This is a genomic window from Pedobacter sp. (assembly GCF_035317785.1).
GTDB lineage: Bacteria > Bacteroidota > Bacteroidia > Sphingobacteriales > Sphingobacteriaceae > Pedobacter.
The window spans coordinates 1-8,839 of record NZ_DATHGC010000218.1; the positions used below are offsets into that span (position 1 = coordinate 1).

At 44.3% G+C, this 8,839-nt stretch carries 10 protein-coding genes; 8 read left to right on the plus strand and 2 right to left on the minus strand.

Going from position 1 to position 8,839, the window contains the following annotated elements; all coding sequences use genetic code 11:
• Window positions 1-111: 111 nt before the first annotated feature.
• From VK541_RS13150 to VK541_RS13165, 4 genes are all read left to right on the plus strand, one after another.
• Window positions 112-900 (plus strand): TerC family protein, encoded by a 789-nt coding sequence (locus VK541_RS13150; RefSeq protein WP_324370788.1) that lies wholly within the window; start codon window positions 112-114, stop codon window positions 898-900.
• A 6-nt stretch (window positions 901-906) separates the two neighbouring features.
• Window positions 907-1,962: a nucleoid-associated protein gene (locus VK541_RS13155; protein WP_324370789.1), complete on the plus strand. Its 1,056-nt coding sequence runs from the start codon at window positions 907-909 to the stop codon at window positions 1,960-1,962.
• Window positions 1,963-2,037: 75 nt separating this feature from the next.
• Entirely contained in the window at window positions 2,038-3,567 is a 1,530-nt protein-coding gene (locus VK541_RS13160; RefSeq protein WP_324370790.1) for an MFS transporter, read from the plus strand.
• Window positions 3,568-3,578: 11 nt separating this feature from the next.
• Window positions 3,579-3,827 carry a DUF6814 family protein gene (locus tag VK541_RS13165; RefSeq protein WP_324370791.1) on the plus strand — a complete coding sequence of 83 codons (249 nt, stop codon included), beginning with the start codon at window positions 3,579-3,581 and terminating at the stop codon, window positions 3,825-3,827.
• A gap of 45 nt (window positions 3,828-3,872) precedes the next feature.
• Here VK541_RS13165 and VK541_RS13170 read toward each other — a convergent pair whose 3' ends face one another.
• On the minus strand, window positions 3,873-5,057 hold the full coding sequence (locus VK541_RS13170) for a class I SAM-dependent rRNA methyltransferase (protein WP_324370792.1): 1,185 nt from the start codon (window positions 5,055-5,057) through the stop codon (window positions 3,873-3,875).
• A 185-nt stretch (window positions 5,058-5,242) separates the two neighbouring features.
• Between VK541_RS13170 and VK541_RS13175 the strand changes: the two genes are divergently transcribed.
• The 3 genes from VK541_RS13175 (at window position 5,243) to VK541_RS13185 (ending at window position 6,867) form a co-directional block, all read left to right on the plus strand.
• Window positions 5,243-5,578 carry a tRNA-binding protein gene (locus VK541_RS13175; RefSeq protein ID WP_324370793.1) on the plus strand — a complete coding sequence of 112 codons (336 nt, stop codon included), beginning with the start codon at window positions 5,243-5,245 and terminating at the stop codon, window positions 5,576-5,578.
• Between the two features lie 16 nt (window positions 5,579-5,594).
• On the plus strand, window positions 5,595-6,068 hold the full coding sequence (locus VK541_RS13180) for a nucleoside deaminase (RefSeq protein ID WP_324370794.1): 474 nt from the start codon (window positions 5,595-5,597) through the stop codon (window positions 6,066-6,068).
• A gap of 193 nt (window positions 6,069-6,261) precedes the next feature.
• Entirely contained in the window at window positions 6,262-6,867 is a 606-nt protein-coding gene (locus VK541_RS13185) for a superoxide dismutase (protein WP_324370795.1), read from the plus strand.
• Between the two features lie 69 nt (window positions 6,868-6,936).
• On the opposite strand, the gene VK541_RS13190 is transcribed toward VK541_RS13185, so the two are convergent.
• On the minus strand, window positions 6,937-7,722 hold the full coding sequence (locus tag VK541_RS13190; protein WP_324370796.1) for an NIPSNAP family protein: 786 nt from the start codon (window positions 7,720-7,722) through the stop codon (window positions 6,937-6,939).
• A 126-nt stretch (window positions 7,723-7,848) separates the two neighbouring features.
• Here VK541_RS13190 and VK541_RS13195 point away from each other — a divergent pair.
• A partial coding sequence (locus tag VK541_RS13195; protein WP_324370797.1) for a gluconokinase occupies window positions 7,849-8,839 on the plus strand: 991 nt, incomplete at its 3' end.

Below are 8,839 nucleotides of genomic sequence, written 5' to 3' on the forward strand. Positions count from 1 at the left end.
ACTATGGTTCTGTAACTGTTAAATAGTTTTTATAAACCAAACACATCCGGAGCTTGTTGATATGAAATCAGCAAGCTTTTTTTATATCTTAGCCCCATATAAATTGATTACATGGAATTTTTAAGCAGCCCGGAGGCTTGGATCTCCCTTTTGACCCTGACCGTTTTGGAGATTGTCCTGGGAATAGACAACATCATCTTCATTTCCATTTTATCTGGTAAGCTGCCTGTTCATCAGCAAAAAAAAGGAAGACAACTGGGACTTGGACTGGCTATGATCACCCGTATTTTATTGTTGTTGTCCCTGACCTGGGTCATGACGCTGACCAGCCCTTTGTTTAGCATTGGCTCCTGGATAAATGTGACCAGTGCAGAGTGGCTGCATAAGCTTGAAATTTCCGGACGTGATCTTATTTTGATCGTGGGCGGTTTATTTCTGATCTATAAAAGTACCCATGAGATTCACGACAAACTGGAAAGTGAGGAAGAAAAAGAAGCAAAAGGAAAAGTTCATTCCTTTGCCGGTGTCATTGTCCAGATCTTACTTTTAGACATTGTATTTTCTCTGGATTCGGTAATTACAGCAGTCGGTATGGCAGATCATGTTGAAGTGATGATAGCCGCGGTAGTGATCGCCGTGATCATCATGATGTTCTCTGCAGGCGGCATCAGCAATTTTGTAAACAACCACCCGACAGTAAAAATGCTTGCCCTGTCCTTTCTCCTGCTCATCGGTGTTTCCCTGCTTGCAGAAGGATTTGAACAGCATATTCCCAAAGGATATATCTATTTTGCAATGGCATTCTCAGTTCTGGTAGAAATGCTCAACCTGAAAATGAAGAAAAATGCAAAAAAACCGGTATCGCTTAGAAATTCGCCGCGCGAAGAACAAAATAAATAAGCTTAAATGATTTCTTTTTATGAAGCCTCCCTGGCCGAGCTTTCCATTCACCGCATTGGAAATAAGTCGCAGGATGAATTTTATGTGCTTTCGGAGCAATCCGTAAGCATCCAGGACCAGACGCTCAGTAACCTGCTGCAGCAATATTTTTTGGGTTCCTTTGAAAAAGTTAACGAAGTATACCGCTTCTTTCACCCCAATGCAGATTTAAAGCTCAATGAAGTTTACCACTTTGCCGCGGCTATTTTTGAAGACGGCACGCAGTTCCATGAAAACAGTAAAGAGCTGGCAAAATACCTGTATGAAGTATCCGGACACCCTAAAATAAAATCAGGTGAGCTTTATCTGGCTTATTTTGAGAATGTACAGATAGAGGGTGAACTGCATGATGCCATTGGCATCTTTAAATCTGAAACCAAAGAGTCTTATTTAAAGGTCAGTCCCGAGAACGATGGTTTTGGATTAAGTTATGAACAGGAGGCGATCAATATCAACAAACTCGATAAAGGCTGCCTGATCTTCAATACCGATAAAGAGGAGGGATTTAGGGTGGCCGTGATAGATCAGACCAACCGCAGCGCAGAAGCCGTTTACTGGAAGGATGAATTTCTGAAGCTAAAGATCAGGAATGACAACTTCAACCAGACCAATAACGTCCTGGGGGTTTACAAAAACTTTGTAACAGAGAAACTGGACCAGGATTTTGAGCTCTCCAAAGCAGACAAGATCGATCTGCTGAATAAATCCATGAGGTATTTCAAGGAAAAAGAAAGCTTTGATCTGGATGAATTTTCAAACGAAGTGATTGGCAACGCGGAAGGCATTGAATCCTTTAAGAGCTATAAAAAGAATTATGAGGAGGAATTTGACGCGCCTATCCCCGACAGCTTTGACATCTCCGGCGCTGCGGTAAAGAAGCAAGCCCGGGTCTATAAAAGCGTACTCAAGCTGGATAAGAATTTTCACATCTATATCCATGGTGACAAGGAACTCATAGAGAAGGGTTTTGATGATGATAAGTCGATGAACTATTATAAAGTCTATTTCAGAGAAGAAGAGTAACTTTTGTATGATGGCTTGTGCTTAATTCGGAATAAATTGTAGCTTTATTTTTAAAGCCAAATATTTTAACCTTACATGAGTCTGGAACCACAAAAGAACAGTATTTTCAAAGTTATCGGGGCCTCTTCGCTGGGCACACTTATAGAATGGTACGATTTTTACATTTTTGGAAGTCTTGCTACCATTATCGGAGCGCAGTTATTTCCTGCTGATGCCGGAGCTTCTGCACTCATCAACACACTGGCCATATTTGCCGCAGGATTCATTGTCAGGCCTTTTGGAGCACTTGTCTTCGGCCGTCTTGGTGATCTGATCGGAAGAAAATACACTTTCCTGCTGACGCTTGTACTGATGGGGGGCTCAACTTTCCTGATCGGACTGATTCCCTCTTATTCAAGTATCGGTTACGCAGCGCCAATCCTGGTGGTCATCTTAAGACTGGTACAGGGGCTTGCGCTCGGTGGCGAATACGGTGGCGCGGCAACCTATGTAGCCGAACATGCCCCGGCAAACAGGAGGGGTTTTTTTACCAGCTGGATCCAGACTACTGCCACAGGCGGGCTTTTCCTTTCCCTTGGAATCATCGTCGTTACAAAAAACGTTTTAGGCGCTGAAGTATTTGCAGACTGGGGCTGGCGGGTTCCATTCCTGCTGTCGATATTACTGGTAGGTGTGTCCATCTATATCCGAATGAAAATGCACGAGTCTCCAATGTTTACCAAACTCAAAACAGAAGGTAAAGTTTCTAAAAACCCGTTAAAAGAGAGTTTCAGTCATAAGGTAAACTTTAAAATGGTATTGCTGGCTTTGTTCGGCGCAACTATGGGACAAGGAGTAATCTGGTACACAGGGCAGTTCTATGCACAGTCATTCCTGGAAAATACCTGTAAGGTCGACTTTAACGATTCGAGATATATCCTTTTATGGGGTATTGTTTTTGCGACCCCGTTCTTTGTGGTCTTTGGTTCCTGGAGTGATAAAGTCGGTCGCAAGTGGATCATGCTTACGGGAATGCTGCTGGGTATCATTTTTTACCGGCCGATTTACCAGATTTTTCTGGATGATACTGATGTAAGCAAGATCGAGCAAAAAGATATTCTTAGAACGGATAAGCCGGAGATCAAAAGAAATCCTGCCGATGGTACAACCGATATCCTGTACACAACTTCAACGAGGGTTACACTGACAAATGGCATGTCATATACTGAAGTTCAAACCGCAACGAAATATGAAAGCGGTGCGCCGGATACACTGGTGAAAACATATAAAGACAAAAAGCTTTCAACCCCGGTATTCTGGAAATTTGTGGGCCTGATCTTCTTCCAGATCCTGCTGGTAACGATGGTTTACGGTCCTATCGCCGCATTCCTGGTGGAGTTATTCCCGACCAAAATCAGGTACACATCCATGTCACTGCCTTATCATGTAGGCAATGGTGTGTTTGGCGGACTGGTTCCATTCATCGCTACCCTGATCGCCAGCTTCTCAGGCGCCACACCATTATCAGGACTCTGGTACCCTATAGGGATCGCCGCATTAAGCTTTGTGATAGGCGCCATTTATTTGTCCAATAAAAAACCTGACCACGGCGAAGCCGGGCAATAAAAATATAAGCTATGAACGGATTAAAAAAAGCATTGGGATTATTTTGGATGATATTGGGTCCTGCCTCTATTGTATTCCTGTTTATTCAGGCTATGGATAAGATCGGTCTTGCCGCAGAGGGAGTTGCCAAAACAAATACAGCCCTGCAATGGGGGATTATTTTATTTATTTTTATCCCGATCAGTGCCGGGCTGGTGATCTTTGGATATTATGCATTTAAAGGAGAGTACGACAGGCTGCCGGAAGACGAAAGCCTATAGCGGTTTTTTGATGACTGGGGCTAGTACTAACGGCGCAAATAGATATTACAACACCCTTAACAACAATCCCTTTAAATATTCCCCCTCGGAAAAAGAAAGTCTTACAGGGTGATCTTCAGGCTGACAGAACTGTCTGATGATCTGTACTTCACGGCCTGCATCCAGTGCGGCCCAGGCAATGATCTGCTTAAATGTCTCCATGTCAACAGCTCCCGAGCAGGAAAACGTAGCCAGGATGCCACCCGGCTCGAGCAGCAGCATTCCGAGCCTGTTCAGGTCCTTGTAGGCTCTTGCCGCCCTGTCCAGCGCCGAACGTGAAGGCGCATATTTTGGCGGGTCCAGAACCACAACATCAAACTTCTGTCCGCTGTCTTTAAATGCCCTCAATTGTTTGTTCACATCAGACTGGATGCTCTCCTGCTTGTTTTTTTCAAATCCGTTCAGTTCCAGGTTATGCTGCAGGGTTTCTATTGCGAGCGCCGAGCTGTCCACACTGGTCACATGAGCTGCATCTTTTTTCAGGCTGTTTAAGGTAAATCCCCCGCTGTAGCAAAAGCAGTCAAGCACCCTCTTGTCTTTGGTATATTCGGCCAGGATCATCCTGTTTTCCCGCTGATCGCAGTAAAAGCCCGACTTTTGTCCATCTGCTATATTGATGTGGTACCTGATGCCATTTTCGCGCACCTCAATAAACTCAGGCGGTGTTTCCCCCCAGAGCAAGCCTTGTACCGGCTCCAGGTTTTCATGTTTTCGGGCCCCCGCATCACTCTTGTCAAATATTCCTTTTGGGTTCAGTTCTTGTCTTAAAATGCTGATAATGTCTTCCTGCACAGCTTCGATCCCTGCGCTCAGAATTTGCAGGGAAAGAAAATCAGCATACTGGTCAACAATTAATCCGGGCAAAAAATCCGCTTCGCTAAATACCAGCCGGCAGGTATTGGTGTTTTCGCTGAGCACATTCGAGCGTGACCGGATTGCATTTTTGAGCTTTTGTGTATACCAGGTTTTATCTATCGTGGTATTTTCATCCCAGTCCAGCAAACGGAGTGCAACACGCGACTGGTCATTGTAATAGGCATAAGCAAGAAATTCTTTATCGGCCGACCTCACTGTCACCACCTCACCATTTTCCGGCTCGCCTTTAACCTTGTCCAGCGCACCTGAAAAGATCCATGGATGACGGAGTATGGCTGCTTTCTCTTTGCCTTTTTTTAGGATTACATCGATCATTTTGCAAAAGTACAGGAAAAATTGAGCATTCTCTTCGAAGACTGCATCTTTTGCTGAAGGGCAAAAGCGCTGATGTCTTCTCTGAGAACACTAAATTTTTTGGGAAAAGCAGGGAGGATAGCTATTTTTGATCAAACTGGGTTTGTATGCAAGGTGCTGTTAGAGACAAATTGTAATTTTATTGTATGGAAGAAATAAACTGGAATGATTTCGAAAAAGTAGAACTGCGTGCAGGCACGATACTGGAGGTGTTTGACTATCCTGAGGCCAGAAAGCCTGCGTATAAAGTGAAAGTGGACTTTGGAGATCTCGGTATAAAAATGAGCAGCGCGCAGATCACTAAACTGTATACCAAAGAGGAGCTGGTGGGACAGCAGATCGTAGGGGTCGTCAACTTCCCTAAAAAACAGATCGGGAAGTTTATATCGGAGTTTCTGATTACCGGCTTTGCTGATGAACACGGAGATGTTGTCTTAACGACCTTAAACGGCAGCGTGCCAAATGGCAGTAAAATGATATAAATACTATCTTTGCCGCATGAGTTTTTATAATTTTTCAGAAGAAGAGAATCCGGCTGCGGAAGACGAACATTATATGCGCCTGGCTTTGCACGAAGCCCAAAAAGCTTATACTGCGCAGGAGATTCCCATTGGAGCCATTGTAGTTTGCAAAGGGAGGATCGTTGGACGCGGATATAACCTCACTGAACAATTAAATGATGTAACGGCCCATGCAGAAATGCAGGCTTTTACCTCGGCCTCCCAGACACTAGGTGGCAAGTATTTAAAGGACTGCACCTTGTACGTCACTGTGGAGCCTTGCGTAATGTGTGCCGGAGCAAGCTATTGGACACAGATCGGCAGGCTGGTATACGGGGCATCTGAACCCAAAAGAGGATTCTTATCCAAAAGCAATCAGCTCCTGCATCCTAAGACTGTTTTAAAGGGTGGTGTGCTCGCTGAGGAATGCTCAGCCCTGATGAAGCAGTTTTTCCTCAACAAAAGAGATTAAACTTGACAAACTGTTGAACAAAACTTAATGCCCGAATGTTATATTTGCTAAGTAAGTTTAGTATACCCCTGGCTTTTTATCGCCGTTGCTGTAATTCCCGTTCGCTTTTTGTTGAACATCCGCTAAAAAACAGGGCCTAATTTCCTAAGTTTGCCAAATAATTGTTTAAAATTTTAACCTTAAATACTTTAATATGGCTTTTGAATTACCTGCGTTACCATACGCAACAGATGCATTAGAACCGCATATCGATAAACAAACCATGGAAATCCACCATGGGAAACACCACCAGGCTTATGTTACCAATTTAAACAAAGCGCTGGAAGGAAAGCCTGAAGCTGGCCAGAGCATCGACGAAATCATTAAAAATATCTCCAAATTTCCTCCTGCGGTTAGAAATAATGGCGGTGGTCATTTTAACCACTCTTTATTCTGGGAAGTTATTGGTCCAAACAAAGGCGGCGAACCTAAAGGCGAGCTTGCCGATGCGATCAATGCCGCTTTCGGATCTTTCGCTGACTTTAAAACCAAATTTGCTGAAGCCGGTGCAACCCGTTTTGGTTCAGGCTGGGCATGGTTAAGTGTTGGTGCCGACAAAAAATTAGTAGTTTCTTCTACACCTAACCAGGACAATCCTTTAATGGATATCGCAGAAGTAAAAGGAACTCCGGTTCTGGGAATGGACGTATGGGAACACGCCTATTACTTAAAATACCAGAACAGACGTCCTGATTACATTGCTGCTTTCTGGAATGTAGTAAACTGGGACGCAGTGGCTGAGCGCTTCAAAAACGCATAAGCACGACTCGTTATAAAAAAGGCCGGTAAGAATTTCTTACCGGCCTTTTTTATTTAATCCCTTTGCGTATTAGATATCAGAGTAATCCACAGGAAACAAAAACCTGGTGTCATTTTTAGAAACATTGTTTTTGTATTGCGGCATGGCCGAAAGTTTTTTCCAATACCCGTCACTGCTAAAAGCTTTCCAGTGCTCATCACGATCAACCCTATTTTCAAAAGTAGTCAGGTACATCAAATTTGGCATTCTGCTGCCTGCTACTACTTCGCCATAAAAGACCGCATTGAAGTTCAGTCTTTTGAACAAGCCGATTTCATCACCTTTATTAAACATTTCTACTTTATTCCAGTAAAGCTTCTCGGTAGGGCTTTCATAGCTGCGCAATTCATAAACCCGGTCTTTCATCGGGCCGTTCAGTTTTGGTAAATTTATGCTGGTACTGCCTGTAAATGCGTTCAATAAAATGGTCTCTATCCGGTCATACGGCGGGTTCGCGATTAGAGCGGTTAAATAAGTTTTACCGTCTTCCAGATACTTTTGGTCCTTGTCCAGTGATTTTTCCAGCGAACTGAAGTCTTTGTAGGAGGAAAATGGAATGAAAACATAGATCAATTTTTCCGCAGGCTTGTCTGCCTCGGGAATTGGTTTAAAAACGCCCACCTTTGCTATACCCGCCCTGTGCAATGCAGGCAGGTAAGCCTGTTTCAAAAAGTCTTCAACAGCTTTTTCCTGCGCGTCATTTTTAAGGTGATAGACCTTTATCTGATAAAAGTCTCTGCCGGCTGCCATCTCCATGCCATTTAAATAGTTTATAGACAACAACAGGGTAAAAAAAAACAAAATCGATTTTCTCATAATACCTCCAAGATATTGTTTTCGATTCAAATCCCTGTAATTGTATTTATAGTTTTACTTTTCAGGGAGAGCCGTTTTTGCCGATAACAAACAGTAAAATCATAAATTGCGGAGTAAACTAAGCATATGAAATATATCCTCGGTATTGATATTGGCACAGGCAGCACCAAAGCTGTTGCACTTAACCTCAGCTGCCAGCCGGTCGGATCCTGCCAGCATCCCTATCCTACGTTCAGCCCCTTAGCCGGTTACAGCGAACAGGACCCTGAAACCATATGGACGGCTTTTGTACGGTGTATCAATGAAATGGTCAATAAAATGGGTGCTGCCCCTGAGGTCATTGGTTTAAGCAGCGCCATGCATAGTATAATTGCCGTAGATGCTGCCGGAGCGGTTCTGGCGCCCATGATAACATGGGCAGACGCACGGAGTGCAGCTATTGCCGAACAAATGCGCGCTACGGATGCAGGTATGAAGATTTATGAAGCCACCGGAACGCCGGTACATGCCATGTCGCCGCTCTGCAAGCTCATTTGGCTAAGAGAGAACCAGCCGGAACTCTTTGACGCCGTGTATAAATTCATTTCCATAAAGGAATATATCTGGTACCGTTTATTCAATGAGTACCGCATCGACCATTCTATCGCCTCCTGTACAGGTTTGTTTGACCTGGAAAGCCAGGACTGGAATACTGATGCCATACAAATGGCAAAGATTGATCCTGCCCGCTTATCCGAGCCCGTACGCACAAACTATACAAGGAAAGGATTGTCTCCCACGGCGGCGGTGCTTTTTGCGGTTCATGACGTAGCTTTTGTAATAGGCGCAAGTGACGGCTGCCTGGCCAATCTTGGGAGTCATGCGACCGGGCCTGGTGTAGCCGCCATTACCATAGGCACCAGCGGGGCCGTCAGGGTCGCAAGCCGGAAACCGGTATCTAATCCGTCCATGACCTTTAGTTATGTACTTGACGAGCAAACCTATATTTGCGGTGGCCCGGTCAACAATGGTGGAATTGTCCTGCAGTGGCTGCTCAGGAATGTCTTTGGAAAGGAAACGCTCAGCCCGGAAGACTACAATAACCTTTTTGAATTGATAGCCCCCATTTCTGCAGGCA

Coding starts and splice junctions, on each gene's coding strand:
- VK541_RS13150 (WP_324370788.1), top strand. CDS start 112: ATGGAATTTTTAAGCAGCCCGGAGGCTTGGATCTCCCTTTTGACCCTG.
- VK541_RS13155 (WP_324370789.1), top strand. CDS start 907: ATGATTTCTTTTTATGAAGCCTCCCTGGCCGAGCTTTCCATTCACCGC.
- VK541_RS13160 (WP_324370790.1), top strand. CDS start 2,038: ATGAGTCTGGAACCACAAAAGAACAGTATTTTCAAAGTTATCGGGGCC.
- VK541_RS13165 (WP_324370791.1), top strand. CDS start 3,579: ATGAACGGATTAAAAAAAGCATTGGGATTATTTTGGATGATATTGGGT.
- VK541_RS13170 (WP_324370792.1), bottom strand. CDS start 5,057: ATGATCGATGTAATCCTAAAAAAAGGCAAAGAGAAAGCAGCCATACTC.
- VK541_RS13175 (WP_324370793.1), top strand. CDS start 5,243: ATGGAAGAAATAAACTGGAATGATTTCGAAAAAGTAGAACTGCGTGCA.
- VK541_RS13180 (WP_324370794.1), top strand. CDS start 5,595: ATGAGTTTTTATAATTTTTCAGAAGAAGAGAATCCGGCTGCGGAAGAC.
- VK541_RS13185 (WP_324370795.1), top strand. CDS start 6,262: ATGGCTTTTGAATTACCTGCGTTACCATACGCAACAGATGCATTAGAA.
- VK541_RS13190 (WP_324370796.1), bottom strand. CDS start 7,722: ATGAGAAAATCGATTTTGTTTTTTTTTACCCTGTTGTTGTCTATAAAC.